Origin of the sequence: Kitasatospora sp. NPDC056273, assembly GCF_042268845.1 — a bacterium.
Taxonomy (GTDB): Bacteria; Actinomycetota; Actinomycetes; order Streptomycetales; family Streptomycetaceae; genus Kitasatospora.
This window is the reverse complement of the sequence record NZ_JBHJSJ010000075.1, coordinates 18,436-35,651: the sequence shown is the minus strand read 5'-3', so window position 1 is coordinate 35,651 and position 17,216 is coordinate 18,436. Positions and strand designations below refer to the sequence as shown.

The window sequence follows — 17,216 nt, the reverse complement described above, 5'->3', positions numbered from 1 at the left end:
GCCCCGCCGGCGCCCGCGGCGCGGCCGGTGGACCGGCGCGCCGAGGTGGCCGCCGCGCTGGCGGAGCGGGCGCGCTCGGCCCCGCCCTGGGCCGGGCTGCCGGTGGCCGAGGCCGGGTACCGCAACCTGGTGCTCGGCGCCGCCGGCGGGGAGCGGGTGACCGCCGCCGCCGACCTGGCGGTGCGGATCGCCGGGTACGACGAGCACCCGGTGGTGTACCCGCGCCGGATCGGGCTGGTACGGGCCGGGGACGGCTGGCGGGTCGAGCGCGAGGAGAGCGCGTCCGGGCCGCCCGCGCCATGGGACTTCGGGCCGCTCCGGTCGTCGCCGGGCGCGCACTGCCTGGTGGTCGGGCCGGCCGCGGGACCCGACCAGGCCGAGCTGGTCGCGGTGGGGGACCGGGCGGTGCCCGCCGTCACCGAGGTCTGGGGCGGCGCCTGGCCGGAGCGGCTGCTGCTGGAGCGGCCGGCCACCGAGGAGCAGTTCGCCCGGCTGCTGGAGGGCGACCCGGCCGGCTGGACGGGCATGGCGGCGGTCACCGTGGCCGCCCCCGGCGCGCCCTGGCACACCCCGGCGGACCGGGTGCTGGTCAACCCGGAGGCGTACGGGCGGCTCAGCGGCTTCGGCCGCCAGGTGGTGGTCACCCACGAGGCCACCCACGTCGCGACCAGGGACGACACCAGGGCCTGGACCCCGCTGTGGCTCTCCGAGGGCGTCGCCGACTGGACGGCGTACCGGGACTCGGGCCGCGGCCCGCAGCAGATCGCGCCCGAGCTGGCCCGGGACGTGGCCGCCGGGAAGCTGCCCGCCGCGCTGCCCGCCGACCGGGACTTCGCCGCCGGGGCCACCGGCATCGCCCAGGCCTACGAGCAGTCCTGGCTGGCCTGCGAGCTGATCGGCCGCACCCACGGGCCGCAGCGGCTGGTCGCCTTCTACCGGGCGATCGGCGCGGCCGACGGGCAGGGCGAGGACCGGGAGCGCCGCACCGACCGGCTGATGCGCCGCGAACTGGGCGTCGGCCTGGCGGAGTTCACCCGGCTCTGGCTGGAGCAGGTGGCGGCGCTGAAGGGCTGACCGGCCGCGGAGGGCAGGTCAGCGGCGCTGTTCGGCCGGGGTGCCCGGGTGGTCGATGCCGTCCAGCAGGTCCTGCTCGTAGGCGATGCCCGGGCGCACCGGGTAGCCGGCGGACGGCAGCGCGGCGGGCTCGCGGTCCAGCACCACGGTCGGCGGCAGCGGCGCCTCGCCGCGGGTGGAGCGCCAGAGCCGTACGCAGGAGAGCACGGCGGCGGCCAGCAGCAGCAGGTTGCGCGCGGCCAGGACGGCGACCGCCGCCGGCTCGCTGGCCAGGACCTGGGTGAACATGGTCGGGAACTCGACCAGGGTCAGCGGGCAGGCGAGCAGGATCAGCACCGCCACCGGCCGCTGGCTGCTGTTGCGCACGGTCAGGCAGACCGCCGCGACGCCGACCAGCCAGACCAGGTACTGCGGGCTGATCACCCGGCTGGTCACCACGAAGATCAGCAGCGCGCACAGCGCGGCGTCGTACATGGTGGCCGCGCTGCGGCGCTTGGAGGTGTAGCGCCACAGCAGCAGCCAGGCGAAGCCCAGCAGGGTGCCGGCCAGCATGACCTTGCTGATCACGTCGACCCACGGCCCGAGCATCTCGGGGGAGCCGTAGTTCATGGTGACCTTGCCGTCCCAGGCGTCGGCGATCCGGGCGAAGTGCAGCGGCAGCGCGCCGAGCGACTCCACCTCGATGCCGCGGTCCTTCTGGAACGCCAGGAACTCGAAGGCGCCGTTCATCCCGGCCGTCAGCAGGAAGCCGATCGAGACGGCGGTGGCCGCCGCCAGCGTCCAGGAGCGGCGGGTGCGGCGGCCCGAGGGGGTGCCGATCAGGCCGATCAGCGGCCAGATCTTGACGATGCCGCCCAGGCCCAGCAGCAGCCCGCCGACCGCCGGGCGGCGGATCAGCGCCAGCAGGCCGGCCAGGGCGACCGCGGTGACGATGACGTCGAAGCGGTTGTAGATCATCGGGCCGAGCAGCGGGACGCCCACCACCCACATCCAGGCGCCGGTCAGCGCCCGGCCCCGGCGCAGGCCGGTGCGCACCAGCAGCGCGGCCGCGGCGGCGTCGGCGATCCCGCAGATCACCCAGAACGAGACCAGGTACGACCAGGGCAGCAGGCCCGGCAGCAGGATCACCAGGGCGGCGCCCGGCGGGTACTGCCAGGTCACGTCGTCGAACGGGAAGGTGCCGGTCTGGAGCACGCCGTACCAGGCGTGGTAGATCATCCAGACGTCCGCCGTGACGTCGCCGCCGGGCGCCTTCAGCACACCCGTCGCCAGCAGCACCAGCAGGGCGCGGGTGGCGACCCAGGTCGCGCCGAGCGCGGCGAGCGCCCCGAGCGGGCGGCCGAGGCGGCCGCGCGAAGAACCGGGCTCGGTGGCCGGGGCCAATTCCACTGCGCTCCCTCGTTCGTCTCGGACGTCCCCACCGGAGGCGTCGTACCGACGGACGCCCGGGCCGCGTGCTGGACGACGGCCTAGGTACTAGGACTGACCCGGGGGTCAAACGGTTGCCGTGCGCGGTTCCGTTCCCGGTGGGTCATGGTGTTGACCTATCGTACGGATCACCCAGCGGTACACCGCGCACCCCCCGACCGAGCGAGCCGTGGCCTGATGCACAGAACCTTGATCGTCACCAACGACTTCCCGCCCCGCCCCGGTGGCATCCAGGCCTTCGTGCACAACATGGCCGTGCGTCAGCCCGCAGGCAGTGTCGTGGTCTACGCCTCGACCTGGCGGGACGGCACCGAGGTGGCCCGGTTCGACGCCGAGCAGCCGTTCCCGGTGATCCGGGACCGGACGAAGGTGATGGTTCCCACACCGCGGGTCACCCGGCGGGCCGCCGAGATCCTGCGCGCGGAGAAGTGCGACTCGGTCTGGTTCGGCGCCGCCGCCCCGCTCGGCCTGATGGCGCCCGCGCTGCGCCGGGCCGGCGCCGGGCGGCTGCTCGGCATGACCCACGGGCACGAGGCCGCCTGGGCCCAGCTGCCGGTCTCCCGGCAGCTGCTGCGCCGGATCGGCGCGGGCACCGACGTGCTGACCTACCTGGGCGAGTACACCCGCTCCCGGATCGCCGCCGCGGTCGGGCCGCAGGCCGCGGCCCGGATGGTCCAGCTGCCGCCGGGCGTGGACGAGACGACCTTCCACCCGGGCTCCGGGGGCGCCGAGGTGCGCCGTCGGCTCGGGCTGGCGGACCGGCCGGTGGTGGTCTGCGTCTCCCGCCTGGTGCCCCGCAAGGGCCAGGACACCCTGATCGAGGCGATGCCGCAGATCCTCGCCGACGTGCCGGACGCGGTGCTGCTGATCGTCGGCGGCGGCCCGTACCGGGCGGACCTGGAGAAGCTCGCGGACGCCACGGGCGTACGGGACTCGGTGCGGTTCACCGGCTCGGTGCCGTGGGAGGAGCTGCCCGCCCACTACGGGGCCGGGGACGTCTTCGCGATGCCGTGCCGCACCCGGCGCGGGGGGCTGGACGTCGAGGGCCTGGGCATCGTCTACCTGGAGGCCTCGGCGACCGGCCTGCCGGTGGTCGCGGGGGACTCCGGCGGCGCGCCGGACGCGGTGCTGGAGGGCGAGACCGGGTACGTGGTGCCCGGCGGCTCGGCCCCGGCGGCGGCCGAGCGGATCGTACGGCTGCTGCGCGACGAGGAGCTGCGGCGGCGGATGGGCGAGGCCGGGCGGCGCTGGGTGGAGCGCTCCTGGCGCTGGGACCTGCTGGCCGGGCGGCTGACCTCGCTGCTGGCCGGCTGACGCGGGTACGCCGAAGGGCCCCGGGGAGTCACCCCGGGGCCCTTCGGCGTACCGGTGCGGCCCTACTTCCGGTACAGGGCCTCGATCTCGGCGGCGTAGTCCTTCAGCACGACGTTGCGCTTGAGCTTGAGCGAGGGCGTCAGGTGGCCGCTCTCCTCGGAGAACTCGGTGTCCAGCAGGCGGAACTTCTTGACCGCCTCGGCGTGCGAGACGGCCGCGTTGCCGTCGTCCACCGCGCTCTGGAGGGCGGCCAGCAGGTCCGGGTCGGCGGCGAGGTCGGCGACGGTGGCGTCGGCGGGCTTGCCGTTGAGCTCCTTCCACTTCGGGAAGAAGTCCGGGTCGACGGTGATCAGGCAGGCGATGAAGGGCTTGCGGTCGCCGACCACCATGACCTCGCCGACCAGGGCGTGGGCCCGGATCCGGTCCTCGATCACGGCCGGGGCGACGTTCTTGCCGCCGGCCGTGACGATGATCTCCTTCTTGCGGCCGGTGATCGTCAGGTAGCCCTCGGAGTCCAGCGAGCCGAGGTCCCCGGTGGCGAACCAGCCGTCCTTGAAGGCGTCCGCGGTGGCCTGCGGGTTGTTCCAGTAGCCGGTGGAGATGTGCGGGCCCTTGAGGAGGACCTCGCCGTCCTCGGCGATCCGGACGGAGCAGCCGGGCGTCGGCTGGCCGACCGTGCCGATCTTCGGCTTGGCGCACTCGTTGAAGGCGGTGGCGGCGCAGGTCTCCGTCAGGCCGTAGCCCTCCAGGACGGTGAAGCCGATGCCGCGGTAGAAGTGGCCCAGGCGCTCGCCGAGCGGGGCGCCGCCGGAGATGGCGTGGGTGGCCCGGCCGCCGAGCGCGGCGCGCAGCTTGCTGTAGACCAGCTTGTCGAAGACGGCGTGCTTGAGCCGCAGGACCAGGCCCGCGCCGCCCGCGTCCAGCGCCCGGCTGTAGGCGATCGCGGTGTCGGCGGCCTTGTCGAAGATCTTGCCCTTGCCGTCGGCCTGGGCCTTGGCGCGGGCGGTGTTGTAGACCTTCTCGAACACTCTGGGCACGCCCAGGATCAGGGTCGGCTTGAAGGAGGCCAGCTCGGCGGTGACGTTCCGGACGTCGGAGACGTGGCCGAGCTTGATCGGCGCCATGATCGGGGCGATCTCGACGATCCGGGCGAACACGTGGGCCAGCGGCAGGAAGAGCAGCACGGAGCTCTCGCCGGTGTGGAACAGCGGGGCCAGGCGCTCGACCACGTTGCCGCACTCGGCCAGGAAGTTGCCGTGGGTCAGCTGGCAGCCCTTCGGGCGGCCGGTGGTGCCCGAGGTGTAGACGATGGTGGCGATGTCGTCGGGGCCGGCGGTCCGGCGGCGCTCGTGGACGGTCGCGTCCGGGACGTCCTGCCCGGCGGTGGCCAGCGCGGCGATCGCCCCGCCGTCGATCTGCCAGGTGTGCTCCAGCCCGGGCAGCCGGTCGCGGACCTCGGCGACCACCCCGACGTGCTGGTCGGTCTCGGTGATCACGGCGACCGCGCCGGAGTCGCCGAGGATCCACTCGACCTGCTCGGCGGAGGAGGTCTCGTACACCGGTACGACGATCGCGCCGGCCGTCCAGATCGCGAAGTCCAGCAGCGTCCACTCGTAGCGGGTGCGGGACATGACGGCCACCCGGTCGCCGGGCTCGATGCCCGCGGCGATCAGGCCCTTCGCGGCGGCGTGCACCTCGGCCAGGAACTGGACCGACGTCAACTCCTGCCAGTGGCCGTCCACCTTGCGGCTGAGCACGGCGACGTCCGGGTGCTCCTCGGCGTTCCGGTGCACCGGGTCGGCGAGGTTGCCGCCGCTCGGTACCTGGTAGAGGGCCGGAAGGCTGAAGTCGAGCAAGACTGCTCCTCGTTCGCGACGCTGCGGGACGGCAGGACGTTACTGCCCGGTAGGCAGCTTCGACCAGGGGGTCGGCTCCGGTGTTCGAAGTGTCACACCCGGCCGGGTCCGACCTGGCCGTGACCGGGTCGTTCGAATGGCACCCTACGACAGCGCAGGGCGACCGGCCGGTAACATGCCCGCCCGCCCGGCGCCCGCCCGCACCTCGGCCGCCCCGCGCCGCCGCGCCGCCCACCGGGCGCGATAGCCTGCTCCGGGCGGACCGGGCCGAGCGCGCCCCGGCCGGACCGGCAGGCAGATGGACGAGGCGGAGGGCCATTCCATGGCGGAGCACACCAGGTCGAGCATCACCATCGACGCGACCCCGGCCACGGTCATGGCGGTGATCGCCGACTTCGCCGCCTACCCGGCCTGGACCGGCGAGGTCAAGGAGATCGAGGTCCTCGGCACCGGCGAGGACGGCCGCGCCGCCGAGGTCCGGCTGCTGCTCGACGCCGGCGCCATCCGCGACGAGCACGTCCTCGCCTACACCTGGGACGGCGACCGCGAGGTCTCCTGGACCCTCGTCCGCAGCCAGATGCTCCGCTCGCTGGACGGCTCCTACACCCTCGCCCCGCTCGCCGGCGGCCGCACCGAGGTGACCTACCAGCTCGCCGTGGACGTCAAGATCCCGATGCTCGGCATGATCAAGCGCAAGGCCGAGAAGGTCATCATCGACCGCGCCCTGGCCGGTCTGAAGAAGCGCGTCGAAGGCTGACACGACCGAACGGGGGCCGGACGGCATGACGGCGACACGCACCATCCTGGTCAGCGGCGACGCTGGCGCACCCACGGTGGCCGCCGCCACCGCCCTGCACGCCGCCCGGCGCGGCCACCGCACCTGGCTGCTGGCCGCCGACGACCCGCACCGTGCCCTGGACTCCGCCCTCGGCACCCGGCTGGAGCCCGAACCGCTCCACCACGCACCGGGCCTGACCGTCTCCCGGATCGACGAGCAGGCCGCCTTCCGCTACGCCGTCGGCGCGCTCACCGGCCGGCTCAAGCCCGCCCTCGACCTGCTCGGCGCCGAACAGCTCGACCCCGAGGAGCTCACCGCCCTCCCCGGCATCGCCCGGCTCGCCCTGCTGCGCGCCCTGCCCGCCGCCGACCAGGACGTCCTGGTCGTGCTCGCCCCGCCGCCCGCCGAGCTGATCGCCGCCCTCGCCCTGCCCGAACAGCTCGCCCGCTACCTGGACCGGCTCGTCCCCGAGCAGCGGCAGGCCGCCCGGGCGCTGCGCCCGCTGCTGGCCGGGCTGGCCGGCGTCCCGATGCCCGCCGACTGGCTGTACGAGGGGCGCACCAAGGCCGCCGCGGCACTGGCCGAGTCCCGCGCCGCGCTCACCGACCCCGGCACCAGCGTCCGGCTGGTCGTCCGGGCGGACGGCCACCCGTACACGGAGCTGCGCCGGATCCGGGCCGGGCTCGCCCTGCACGGGCACCGGCCGGACGCCGTGGTGGTGCACGGCGCGCTGCCCGCGGCCGCCGCCTCCTCGCCCGACCCGTGGCTGGCCGCCCTGGCCCGCCGCCGGCAGGAGGAGCTGACCGGGCTCGCCGCCGAGACCGACGCCCCGGTGCTGGTCGCCGGCCTGGACGACGCCACCCTGGAGGCCGTCGCCGACCGGCTCTACGGCGACGGGGACGGGCCCGGGCGGCTCGCCCCCGAGCCCTGGCCGGTCGAGGACCGGCTCGCCGAGGAGGGCCTGCTGGTCTGGCACCTCGACCTGCCCGGCGCCGACCGCTCCGAGCTGGACCTGGTCCGCCGGGGCGACGACCTGGTCGTCGGGGTCGGCACCCACCGCCGGGTGCTGACCCTGCCGTCCGCGCTGCGCCGCTGCACGGTGGCCGGGGCGGGGCTGCACGACGGCGTGCTCTCGGTGCGGTTCGCGCCGGACCCGGCGCTCTGGCCCCGGGGCTGACGGGGGGTTCGGCGGGGGGACCGGCGGGATTCGGTCGGGGCTCCGGCGGGTCCTGGACCGGGTTCGGCGGCTTTCCGGGCGGCCCGGCCGGTCGGGTAGCGTCGGGCCGGAGGGCCGCGGGGTGCGGCCACGGCTGAGGAGGCGCCCGCGATGACCAGCACCGACGACCGCACCGAGCCCGGCGGCCGGCCGGACGGCGAGCAGGGCGGCCAGGGGCACCCGTTCGGCCCGGAGCTGGGCCCGCTGGTGGACGAGGTGCGCCGGTTCGCCGGTGCGCTCGGCGACAAGGCCCAGGAGGCGAGCGCCACCACCCTGATCACCCTCTCCGGGCTAGCCGACAAGCTGCGCACCCAGCAGCCGGAGGTCTACTCCCACCTCGCCGCCGCCGGCACCGGGCTCGCCGCCGCGGGCAGTGAGCTGCTGGCCGCCTACCGCGCCGCCGTGGCCGGGCACGAGAGCCGCTGGACCGCCGGGCAGGGCGCGCCGACGGAGAAGATCGACCTCGACCTCGACGGCGACGGCGACGGCGGCCGTGGCTCCGGCTTTGACGAGGCTGACGGGCCGTCCGCCAAGCAGTGAAACCGTGACTTCCGGAGGGTGATCGAGCTGCTCTCGTACGTCACGAAGAAGGAGATTAGATACGACTTTTGAAGCATCCCGGCCGCGTCGGCCCAGAGTTGTCTTCGGATAATGTATGCGAGGCTGTGTACGGGGGCCGGGTTGGGCGGTAGCGTTCCGTCCAGCGGAACGAGTGAATAGCTGAGGGACACATGGCTCTGACCATCGGCGTCGATGTCGGCGGGACCAAGATCGCGGCAGGCGTGGTCGACGAGGCGGGCGCGATCCTGGCCCGGACCAGGGTGCCCACCCCGGCCGACCCGCAGTGGGCGGTCGACGCCATCGCGCAGGCCGTGCGCGAGCTCAAGGAGGAGCACCCCGACGTCACCGCGGTGGGCGTCGGCGCCCCCGGCTTCGTCGACAGCAACCGCTCCACGGTGATCTTCGCCCCCAACATCGACTGGGAGAACGAGCCGCTGCGCGGGCGGGTCGAGGAGCTCACCGGCCTGTCCACCGTCGTCGAGAACGACGCCAACTGCGCGGCCTGGGCCGAGTTCCGCTTCGGCGCGGCCGCCGACCACCAGGACATGGTGCTGATCACCGTCGGCACCGGCATCGGCGGCGGCATCGTCCTGGACGGCCGGCTGCACCGCGGCCGCTTCGGCGTGGCCGGCGAGATCGGCCACCTCAACATGGTCCCCGACGGCCTGGCCTGCGGCTGCGGCGGCAAGGGCTGCTGGGAGCAGTACGGCTCCGGGCGCGCGCTGCGCCGCTACGGCCGGGAGAAGGCCGCCGCCGACCCGCAGCGCGGCCACCGGATGCTGGAGCTCAACGACGGCGTGGCCGAGACCATCCGCGGCATCCACATCACCCAGGCCGCCGAGGAGGGCGACCCGCTCGCCCTGGAGTGCTACGCCGAGCTGTCCGACTGGCTGGGCCGCGGCATGGCCGACCTCGCCGCGCTGTTCGACCCGGCCGTCTTCGTGCTCGGCGGCGGCGTCTCCGACTCCGGCCGACTGCTGCTCGACCCGGTCGCCAAGGCCTTCGAGCACTACCTGACCGGCGGGGTGCACCGGCCGCGCGCCGAGGTCGTGCTGGCCTCGATGGGCTCCGCCGCCGGCATCGTCGGCGCGGCGGACCTCGCCCGCGTCCCGTAACCGCCGTACCCCTTCGAGCCCGCCGGCGGCGGTGCGACCGGGCCCCGACCGCTCCCGGACGCGCCGCCGCCGTCGCACGTCCCGGCCCGGCCGCGTACGGTCGGAGCGTTCCGGTGACCGCCCAGGGGAGGACCATGAGCGCCGCGACCACGACCGCCGCCGAGGCCGGGCCCGCCGCCGCGACCGCCGTACGGGCCGAGCCGCTGCCGCCGCCCGGCCCGGGCCGGCTGCGCCTGCTCAGCTACAACATCCGCTCGCTGCGCGACGACCGGCGGGCGCTGGCCCGGGTGATCCGGGCCTGCGAGCCCGACCTGGTCTGCGTCCAGGAGTCCCCGCGCTACTGGCGGCCCGAGGGCCAGGCCGCCTGGCTGGCCCGGAGCACGGGGACGGCCGTCCTGGCCGGCGGCGGCCGCACCGCCGCGGGCCCGCTGCTGCTCGGCCGGCCCGGCGCGGTGGAGCTGCTGGGGGTGCACGACCGGCTGCTGCCCAAGACCCGCGGCCTGCACGCCCGGGGCTTCGCCGGCGCGCTGCTGCGGCTGCCCGGCACGGCGCCGTTCACCGTCACCAGCTGCCACCTCAGCCTGGACCAGGAGGAGCGGTACGGGCAGTTCGAGCTGCTGCTCGACCAGCTCGGGATCACCGAACTCGGCATCGTGGCAGGGGACTTCAACGAGCACCCGGACGGGCCGGGCTGGCGGCTGCTGGCCTCCCGGCTCCAGGACGGGTACCCGACCGCGCCCTGGGGAGGCGAGTTCACCTCCGTGCCGGAGCACCCCTACCAGCGGATCGACGCCGTCTTCGCCACGCCCGGGATCACCGTCCTCGGCTGCGGGGTGCCGCACGGGCTGCCCGGTGTCACCGAGGCCGACCTGCGGGCCGCGACCGACCACCTGCCGGTGCTCGCCGTCCTCGAACTGCCGCCCGGCCGACCGGACAGCGCGACGGGCGGCCGGACGGACGGCTAGACGACGGCGCCGTGGTCCGGGTCCTCCGGCTCGTCCTCGTCACGGTCCTTCATCCGCGCGACCAGGGTGACGAAGCCGCCGAGGAAGGCGGTGATCCCCACCCAGGCGGGCCAGCCGGAGATCTCCCGCCAGACCACCGCGTCGACCAGCAGCAGCGCCGGGCCGCCGAGCACCGCCAGCCAGGCGAACTTGGCGGTCACGTCGGCGGGCGGCAGCGGCGGGGGCTCCGGCGGGACGAAGTGGCCCTCGTCGGTCTCCTCGGCCAGCTCGAAGTCGCGCGGGCCCGCGCCGCCCGCCGGCATCACCGGCCGGCCGGAGCGGGGGCGGGGCTGGGGGGCGAGGTCGGAGAGGTCGTCCTGGTCGCCGCGACCGCCGGGGCCGCCCTCCTTGTGGCCGCCCTTGAGCTCGTTCTGCGCCCGGAGGTTCTCGACCTCGGGCCAGTTCGGGTTGTTGAGGTCGACCGGGTCGTCGAACTGGGCCACCAGGGCGGCGAAGATCGCGTCCTGCTCGGCCTGGCTGCGCTCGGGCGCGCGGCGCGGGCGGCGTTCGGCGGCCTCCCCCGGGGCGCCCTCGGCGGTGTTCCCGGCGGAGCCCCCGGCGACGTCCTGGACGGGCGGGGGCGTCGGGGTGCCGTCCGGGCCCGTACGGTCCGTCGGCGCACCGCCCGGGGCGGCCGCGTTCGTCCCGCCGTCCTTGGTCGCGCCGTCCTCGCGGGGAGTCTCGTCCCCGCCGCCCGCCGTGCTGCTCTCGTGCACTTCCGGCCCTTCAGCCATGGTGATCGTCGGATTCGACCCGGGTGACGCCCGCCGCGTGCGCGGGAGCCAGCCGTCGGATGAAGTCCTGGCCGGCCGCGAATATTTCCGCCGCGTCGTGGTCCAGCGTCGCGACGTGGAAGCTGCGCTGGCACAGCCGCTCCGTCACGTCCGTCGAGGATATCCGGGCCAGCACCAGTTCCGAGTTGGCCGGCGAGACGACGTGGTCCTGCGGGCTGTGGAAGAGCAGCACCGGCTGGGTCACCTCCGGCAGCAGCCGCTGGACCTCCCGCCACAGCAGGCTCAGCGACCAGGCGGCGTGCAGCGGGGTGCGGTCGTAGCCGACCTCGGTCACGCCGACCCGGGCGATGTCATTGGCGACCCCGGGCAGGCTGGGGACCAGGTGGCGCAGCACCGGCAGCAGCGCGCTCGCGGGGGTGTCCGAGCGCACCGACGGGTTGACCAGCACCAGGCCGGAGACCGTCGGCCCGTGCAGCGCCGCGAGCCGCAGCGCCAGCGCGCCGCCCATCGACAGCGCGCAGACGAAGACCTGCTCGCACTCCTCGGCGAGCGCCAGCAGCTCCCGCTCGACCTCGGCGTACCAGTCCTCCCAGCGGGTGAGCTGCATGTCCTGCCAGCGGGTGCCGTGCCCGGGCAGCAGCGGCAGCGACACGGTGCAACCGGCCGCCGCCAGCTCGTCGGCCCACGGCCGCAGCGACTGCGGCGAGCCGGTGAAGCCGTGGCAGAGCAGCACCCCCACCGGTCCGCCGCGGTGGCGGTACGGCTCGGCACCGGGCAGCAACGGCATGGCGGACTCCTTCGCGGGCGGGTGGCGCTGGGGGAGGGGACGCTGGAGGGGAGGTGCTGCGAATTCGCATCGTCCCACGCTCCGCGCCGGGTCGTACACCCCCTACGAGCAGGCCGGGTACGGCCGCTTCGGCGGGGCCGGGCACAGCGGGCGGCCGCGGGGCATTAGGATCGACCGGTCCGCATAACAGGAGGCCCGGGTTGTTCTACCGACTGATGAAGATGATCGTCGCGCCACTGCTTCGGATCTTCTTCCGGCCCTGGATCGAGGGCGAGGAGAACATCCCCACCGAGGGTGCGGCGATCATCGCGAGCAACCACCTGTCCTTCTCGGACTCGTTCTTCTTCCCCGCGCTGATCAAGCGCCGGGTCACCTTCATCGCGAAGGCCGAGTACTTCAACACCCCGGGCCTCAAGGGCCGGCTGACCGCCGCGTTCTTCAAGGGCGTCGGCCAGCTGCCGGTGGACCGCTCGGGCGTGCGCGGCGCCGGCGAGGCCGCGATCCGCAGCGCGATCGCGGTGCTGGAGGAGGGCGAGCTGTTCGGCGTCTACCCCGAGGGCACCCGTTCGCCCGACGGCAAGCTGTACCGCGGCAAGGTCGGCGGCCTGGCCCGCGTCGCGCTGGCCACCGGCGCCCCGGTGATCCCGGTCGCCATGATCGACACCGAGAAGGTGCAGCCGCCCGGCCAGGTGGTCCCCAACTTCGGCATCCGCCCCGGCATCCGGATCGGCCGCCCGCTGGACTTCTCCCGCTACCACGGCATGGAGAACGACCGCTTCATCCTCCGTTCGGTGACGGACGAGGTGATGTACGAGATCATGCGGCTCTCCGGCCAGGAGTACGTGGACATCTACGCGACCGCCGCCAAGCGGCAGATCGCCGAGGACAAGAAGAAGGCCGACGCCGAGCGCCGGGCCGCCGCCAAGGCGGAGAAGGCGGAGGCGGCCGAGGCCGAGAAGGCGGAGAAGGCCGAGCGGGTCGCCGAGGCGGAGAAGGCGGCCGAGGCCGAGAAGTCCGCCGGGGCGGGCACCGCGGAGAAGCCGGAGTAGGCGTCCGGGCGGCCGCTCCGAGCGGCCGTCCGGACCGGCCCGGGGAGGGGCGGGGCGGATGACGGACGACGGCGGCAGAGCCGGCGCGGTCGGCGGCACGGTGGCGGTCGGCGGCATGTCCGTCGAACTCCCGCTCTGGAAGGCGATCTCCTACTTCCGGGTGCTGGCCCTGTGCTACGCGCTGCTGCGGTACTTCAACTCGTACCTGCACTTCCTGCACCCGGTGGCCGGCTGGATCTTCCTCGGCGCGCTGACCCTGTGGACCCTGGCCAGCACCCGGGCCTTCGCCAACCCGCAGCGCTGCACCCGGTTCGTCCTGGGCACCGACCTCGCCCTCGCCGTCACCGGCATCGTGATGAGCGGCATGACCGACTCCCCGGCCCGGATCAGCCACGGCGCGCCCACCCTGCCGACCATCTGGGCGGCCGGCACGGTGCTGGGCTTCGCCGCGAAGGGCGGCTGGCGCCCGGCGGCGGCCTCGGGCTCGGTGATCGGCGTCGCCAACATCCTCGGCCACGGCGGGCCGAGCGGCGACAACATCCACAACATCGTGCTGCTGATGGTGGCCGGCTGCGCGATCGGCTACGTGATCGAGCTGGCCCGGGGCAGCGAGGCCACCCTCACCCGGGCGCTCCAGGTCGAGGCGGCCACCCGGGAGCGCGAGCGGCTCTCCCGGGACATCCACGACGGCGTGCTCCAGGTGCTCGCCCTGGTCCAGCGGCGCGGCGCGGAGCTGAGCGGTACGGAGCCGGGCGGCGGGACGGGCTCCGGTACGGACTTCGCCGAGCTCGGCCGGCTGGCCGGTGAACAGGAGCGCGCGCTGCGGGCCCTGATGACGGGCGGTCCGCTGCCGGAGCAGCGCGCGCCGCGGTCCGACGCCGCCGAGCCGCCGGACCCGGACGCCCCGCGCGACCTCACCGCGCTGCTGCGCCCGTACGCGGACGAGCGGATCACGCTCTCCGCCCCCGGCACCCCGGTGCCGCTGCCCGGTGCGGCGGCGGGCGAGCTCGCGGCGGCGGTCGGCGCCGCCGTCGACAACGTGCGCAAGCACGCGGGGGAGCGGGCCCGGGCCTGGATCCTGGTCGAGGACGAGCCGGAGGCCGTCACGGTCAGCATCCGCGACGACGGCCCCGGCTTCGCCCCCGGCCGGCTCGGCGAGGCGGAGCAGGCCGGCCGGCTCGGCGTCTCCCAGTCCATCCGCGGCCGGCTGCTGGACCTCGGCGGCACGGCCGAGCTGTACTCGGCGCCCGGGGAGGGCGTCGAGGTCGAACTGCGCGTCCCGAGGAAGGCCACTCCATGACCGACCAGCCGATGACCGATCAGCCGACCGCCGACCGGCCGGTGCGGGTGATGGTGGTGGACGACCACCCGATGTGGCGGGACGCCGTCTCGCGCGACCTCGCCGAGGCCGGACTGGACGTGGTGGCCACCGCGGGCGACGGCGAGGAGGCCGTGCGCCGGGCCCGTGCCTGCACGCCGCAGGTGGTCGTGCTGGACCTCAACCTGCCCAGCCTGTCCGGCGCGGAGGTGTGCCGCCAGGTTGTCGCGCACGACCCGGCGGTCCGGGTGCTGGTGCTGTCGGCCAGCGGCGAGCACCAGGACGTGCTGGAGGCGGTGAAGTCCGGCGCGACCGGCTACCTGGTGAAGTCGGCCGGGCGGGAGGAGCTGCTGGACGCGGTGCGCCGCACGGCCGTCGGCGACGCGGTGTTCACCCCGGGCCTGGCCGGCCTGGTGCTCGGCGAGTTCCGTCGGCTGGCCTCCGAGCCGGCCCCGGCCTCGGCACCGGCCGCCCCGCAGCTGACCGCCCGGGAGACGGAGGTGCTGCGGCTGGTGGCCAAGGGGCTGTCGTACCGGCAGATAGCCGACCGGCTGGTGCTGTCGCACCGGACGGTGCAGAACCACGTGCAGAACACGCTCGGGAAGCTGCAGTTGCACAACCGGGTGGAGCTGGTCCGGTACGCCATCGAGCAGGGCCTGGACGACGAGATCTGAGCGCCGCCCGGCCCCGCGCCGCCGCCCCGTCGGACGGCGGTGCCCGGTGCGACGGCGCGGCCCGGTTCGACGGCGCGGCCCCGGGCGGGGCACATCCGCCCGGGGCCGCGCCGCCGGCTCAGCGCAGCGCGGCCGTCGCCTCGCGCAGCAGGCCCGCCACGATGCCGACCCCGTCACGGGTGAGCACCGACTCCGGGTGGAACTGGAGCCCTGCGAAGCCGTGCCCGCGCAGCGCGTGCACGTCGCCGGTGGCGGCGTCCCGGGAGACCTCGACGCCCTCGCCGAGGAGCCGCGCCGCGTCGGCCTCCGAGCAGCGCGCGGTGAAGGTGTTGTAGAAGCCGACCGTGCGCTTGGCGCCGAACAGGTCGATGCGCTCCTGCGCCCCCTGGTACGGGACGGCCTTGCGGCCCAGCGGGAGCCCCAGTTCGGCGGCCAGCAGCTGGTGGCTCAGGCAGACCGCGAGCAGCGGTGAGGTGCGGGCGCCGGAGCGGACGGCGGCCAGCGCGTCCGCGACGATCGGCCGCAGCAGCACCATCTTGGGGTCGTCGGCGAGCGCCGGGTCGCCCGGGCCGGGGCCGAGCACCAGCGCGCCCCGGTGCGCCGCGACCCGTTCGCGCAGCCCCGGCTCGTCGTAGCGGGCCACCGTCACCCGGTGGCCGAGCGAGCCGAGCAGGTGGGAGAGCATCGAGGTGAAGGTGTCCTCGCCGTCCACGACCAGGGTCGGCTCGGCCTCGGTGATCTCGGCCGGCTGCTGCATCCGCAGCCAGAACGGCGCGAGGTCGGCCCGGCGGGAGTCCAGGGCGGCCTGCACCCGGTGGTCGTCGGCGAGCCGGGGCCCGGTCGGGTGGGGCAGCCGGGTGGGCGCGGGCCGGGCGCCGATCGCGGTGAGCACGCCGGCGGCCTTGGCGTGGGTCTCGGCGACCTCGGACTCCGGGACGGAGTGGCGCACCAGGGTGGCGCCGACCCGGACGACCAGTCGGCCGGTGGCCGGGTCGATGTCGGCGGTGCGGATGCAGATCGGCGAGTCCAGCAGCTGCCCGCCGCTGGCGGCGCGGCCGATCAGGGCGAGCGCGCCGGAGTAGTAGCCGCGTCCGGTGGGCTCGTAGCGCTTGATCACCCGGGTGGCGTTCTCGACCGGGCTGCCGGTGACGGTGGCCGCGAACATCGTCTCGCGGAGCACGTCGCGGACGTCCAGCGAGGTGCGCCCGCGCAGCTCGTACTCGGTGTGGGCGAGGTGGGCCATCTCCTTGAGCCGGGGCCCGAGCACCTGGCCGCCGAGGTCGCCGACCGTGCACATCATCTTGAGCTCCTCGTCCACGACCATGGTGAGCTCCTCCAACTCCTTGGGGTCGTGCAGGAACTGGAGCAGCGAGTCGAGGTCGGAGCCGCCGGCCGGGTAGCGGTAGGTGCCGGAGATCGGGTTCATCACGACGGTGCCGCCGCTCTGCCGGACGTGCACCTCGGGGGAGGCGCCGACCAGGACCCGGTCGCCGGTGTGCACCAGGAAGGTCCAGTACGCGCCGCGCTCCTGCTCCAGCAGCCGCCGGAAGAGCGTCAGCGCGAGTTCGGGGGAGAAGTCCTCCATCGTCGCGTGGAAGTCGCGCCGGATGACGAAGTTGGCGCCCTCGCCGTTCCCGATCTCGTCCTGGATCACCCGGCGGACGATCGCGGCGTACGCGTCGTCGTCCACATCGAACCCGCCACCGGCAAGTGAGACCGGCAACTTCGGTAGGGCGTAGGTGAATTCGGCCAACGGCAGGGCGTGCTGCTCGGTCACCGAGAGGGCCTGGAGCGGGGTGTCGTCGTCGTGCGCCTCGAAGCCGCGCTCGCGGATCTGGCGGTACGGGACGAGCGCGAGCAGGTCGTGCACCGGGCCGCCGCCGGCCGGTGGGCCGCTGCGTACGGGCAGGTCGGCGAGGTGCTCGTAGCTGTCGACGGTGCCCAGCAGCACCTCGACGGTGTCCGGGCTGAGCCGGGGCGTGCGGCGGTGCAGCAGGGCGAACGCGGGGGCATCGGGGCCGGTGAGACGGGCGAGCAGGTCGACAGCGGTGGTCACGGGAACGGCTTCCTTCCGGGTGGACTGGTGAGAGGCGGTGCAAGGTCCGCTCCCGGAGGGCCGTCTGCTCAGACGCCGACGGCCGCCCCGAGGGGCGGCCGTCGTGTTCGTCTAGGAACGCGCCAGTTGTGGGCCACCCTGGGGGGAGGCCCACCACCAGGAGTGGCTGTGGGGCGCGTGCATGGTTCGAGACTAGCGGATGCGTCGGGGCGGGTGAGGGGCATCACGTCTTTGTCCGAGATGTGTCTCATT

15 protein-coding genes are annotated in these 17,216 nt (G+C 74.9%); 10 read left to right on the top strand and 5 right to left on the bottom strand.

From position 1 onward, the window contains the following. Positions 1-1,074: hypothetical protein (locus ACFCY1_RS37770; protein WP_375877461.1), on the top strand; the 1,074-nt coding region annotated here is incomplete at its 5' end. 18 nt (positions 1,075-1,092) lie between these two features. Here ACFCY1_RS37770 and ACFCY1_RS37765 read toward each other — a convergent pair. Beyond that, complete coding sequence (locus ACFCY1_RS37765) at positions 1,093-2,463, bottom strand: glycosyltransferase 87 family protein (protein ID WP_079271759.1); 1,371 nt, start codon at positions 2,461-2,463, stop codon at positions 1,093-1,095. 216 nt (positions 2,464-2,679) lie between these two features. Here ACFCY1_RS37765 and ACFCY1_RS37760 point away from each other — a divergent pair, with 216 nt between their 5' ends. Continuing rightward, entirely contained in the window at positions 2,680-3,816 is a 1,137-nt protein-coding gene (locus ACFCY1_RS37760; protein ID WP_049657557.1) for a glycosyltransferase family 4 protein, read from the top strand. A gap of 62 nt (positions 3,817-3,878) precedes the next feature. On the opposite strand, the gene ACFCY1_RS37755 is transcribed toward ACFCY1_RS37760, so the two are convergent. After that, positions 3,879-5,672, bottom strand: a complete 1,794-nt coding sequence (locus ACFCY1_RS37755; protein ID WP_117487455.1) for a long-chain fatty acid--CoA ligase — start codon at positions 5,670-5,672, stop codon at positions 3,879-3,881. A gap of 322 nt (positions 5,673-5,994) precedes the next feature. Between ACFCY1_RS37755 and ACFCY1_RS37750 the strand changes: the two genes are divergently transcribed. The 5 genes from ACFCY1_RS37750 (at position 5,995) to ACFCY1_RS37730 (ending at position 10,307) form a co-directional block, all read left to right on the top strand. Continuing rightward, complete coding sequence (locus ACFCY1_RS37750; RefSeq protein WP_049657553.1) at positions 5,995-6,429, top strand: SRPBCC family protein; 435 nt, start codon at positions 5,995-5,997, stop codon at positions 6,427-6,429. 25 nt (positions 6,430-6,454) lie between these two features. Beyond that, positions 6,455-7,627, top strand: coding sequence for an ArsA family ATPase (locus tag ACFCY1_RS37745; RefSeq protein ID WP_375877460.1), 1,173 nt, complete (start codon positions 6,455-6,457; stop codon positions 7,625-7,627). Positions 7,628-7,777: 150 nt separating this feature from the next. Further along, positions 7,778-8,206, top strand: coding sequence for a DUF5304 family protein (locus ACFCY1_RS37740; RefSeq protein ID WP_375877459.1), 429 nt, complete (start codon positions 7,778-7,780; stop codon positions 8,204-8,206). A 191-nt stretch (positions 8,207-8,397) separates the two neighbouring features. Beyond that, the gene (locus ACFCY1_RS37735) at positions 8,398-9,342 is read left to right on the top strand and encodes an ROK family glucokinase (protein WP_049660648.1); all 945 of its coding nucleotides are present in this window, start codon (positions 8,398-8,400) and stop codon (positions 9,340-9,342) included. Positions 9,343-9,476: 134 nt separating this feature from the next. After that, positions 9,477-10,307, top strand: coding sequence for an endonuclease/exonuclease/phosphatase family protein (locus tag ACFCY1_RS37730; RefSeq protein WP_375877458.1), 831 nt, complete (start codon positions 9,477-9,479; stop codon positions 10,305-10,307). On the opposite strand, the gene ACFCY1_RS37725 is transcribed toward ACFCY1_RS37730, so the two are convergent. Together ACFCY1_RS37725 and ACFCY1_RS37720 are read right to left on the bottom strand one after the other, a co-directional pair. After that, the gene (locus ACFCY1_RS37725; protein ID WP_053112481.1) at positions 10,304-11,062 is read right to left on the bottom strand and encodes a hypothetical protein; all 759 of its coding nucleotides are present in this window, start codon (positions 11,060-11,062) and stop codon (positions 10,304-10,306) included. The genes ACFCY1_RS37730 and ACFCY1_RS37725 overlap by 4 nt on opposite strands. A gap of 10 nt (positions 11,063-11,072) precedes the next feature. Continuing rightward, the gene (locus tag ACFCY1_RS37720) at positions 11,073-11,867 is read right to left on the bottom strand and encodes an alpha/beta hydrolase (RefSeq protein WP_375877457.1); all 795 of its coding nucleotides are present in this window, start codon (positions 11,865-11,867) and stop codon (positions 11,073-11,075) included. A 215-nt stretch (positions 11,868-12,082) separates the two neighbouring features. Between ACFCY1_RS37720 and ACFCY1_RS37715 the strand changes: the two genes are divergently transcribed. Genes ACFCY1_RS37715 through ACFCY1_RS37705 form a run of 3 tightly spaced genes read left to right on the top strand, consistent with a single transcriptional unit; the run spans position 12,083 to position 14,908 of the window. After that, positions 12,083-12,916: a lysophospholipid acyltransferase family protein gene (locus ACFCY1_RS37715; protein WP_375877462.1), complete on the top strand. Its 834-nt coding sequence runs from the start codon at positions 12,083-12,085 to the stop codon at positions 12,914-12,916. 58 nt (positions 12,917-12,974) lie between these two features. Continuing rightward, positions 12,975-14,216: a MacS family sensor histidine kinase gene (gene macS, locus ACFCY1_RS37710; RefSeq protein WP_375877456.1), complete on the top strand. Its 1,242-nt coding sequence runs from the start codon at positions 12,975-12,977 to the stop codon at positions 14,214-14,216. Next, positions 14,213-14,908, top strand: coding sequence for a response regulator (locus tag ACFCY1_RS37705; RefSeq protein ID WP_375877455.1), 696 nt, complete (start codon positions 14,213-14,215; stop codon positions 14,906-14,908). The genes macS and ACFCY1_RS37705 overlap by 4 nt, the downstream gene beginning before the upstream one ends. A gap of 118 nt (positions 14,909-15,026) precedes the next feature. On the opposite strand, the gene ACFCY1_RS37700 is transcribed toward ACFCY1_RS37705, so the two are convergent. Next, a complete protein-coding gene (locus ACFCY1_RS37700) occupies positions 15,027-16,964 on the bottom strand; it encodes an anthranilate synthase family protein (protein ID WP_074000902.1) in 1,938 nt (645 codons plus the stop codon). Between the last annotated feature and the right edge of the window lie 252 nt (positions 16,965-17,216).

Coding starts and splice junctions, on each gene's coding strand:
- ACFCY1_RS37735 (WP_049660648.1), top strand. CDS start 8,398: ATGGCTCTGACCATCGGCGTCGATGTCGGCGGGACCAAGATCGCGGCA.
- macS (WP_375877456.1), top strand. CDS start 12,975: ATGACGGACGACGGCGGCAGAGCCGGCGCGGTCGGCGGCACGGTGGCG.
- ACFCY1_RS37720 (WP_375877457.1), bottom strand. CDS start 11,867: ATGCCGTTGCTGCCCGGTGCCGAGCCGTACCGCCACCGCGGCGGACCG.
- ACFCY1_RS37730 (WP_375877458.1), top strand. CDS start 9,477: ATGAGCGCCGCGACCACGACCGCCGCCGAGGCCGGGCCCGCCGCCGCG.
- ACFCY1_RS37715 (WP_375877462.1), top strand. CDS start 12,083: ATGAAGATGATCGTCGCGCCACTGCTTCGGATCTTCTTCCGGCCCTGG.
- ACFCY1_RS37705 (WP_375877455.1), top strand. CDS start 14,213: ATGACCGACCAGCCGATGACCGATCAGCCGACCGCCGACCGGCCGGTG.
- ACFCY1_RS37745 (WP_375877460.1), top strand. CDS start 6,455: ATGACGGCGACACGCACCATCCTGGTCAGCGGCGACGCTGGCGCACCC.
- ACFCY1_RS37760 (WP_049657557.1), top strand. CDS start 2,680: ATGCACAGAACCTTGATCGTCACCAACGACTTCCCGCCCCGCCCCGGT.
- ACFCY1_RS37750 (WP_049657553.1), top strand. CDS start 5,995: ATGGCGGAGCACACCAGGTCGAGCATCACCATCGACGCGACCCCGGCC.
- ACFCY1_RS37740 (WP_375877459.1), top strand. CDS start 7,778: ATGACCAGCACCGACGACCGCACCGAGCCCGGCGGCCGGCCGGACGGC.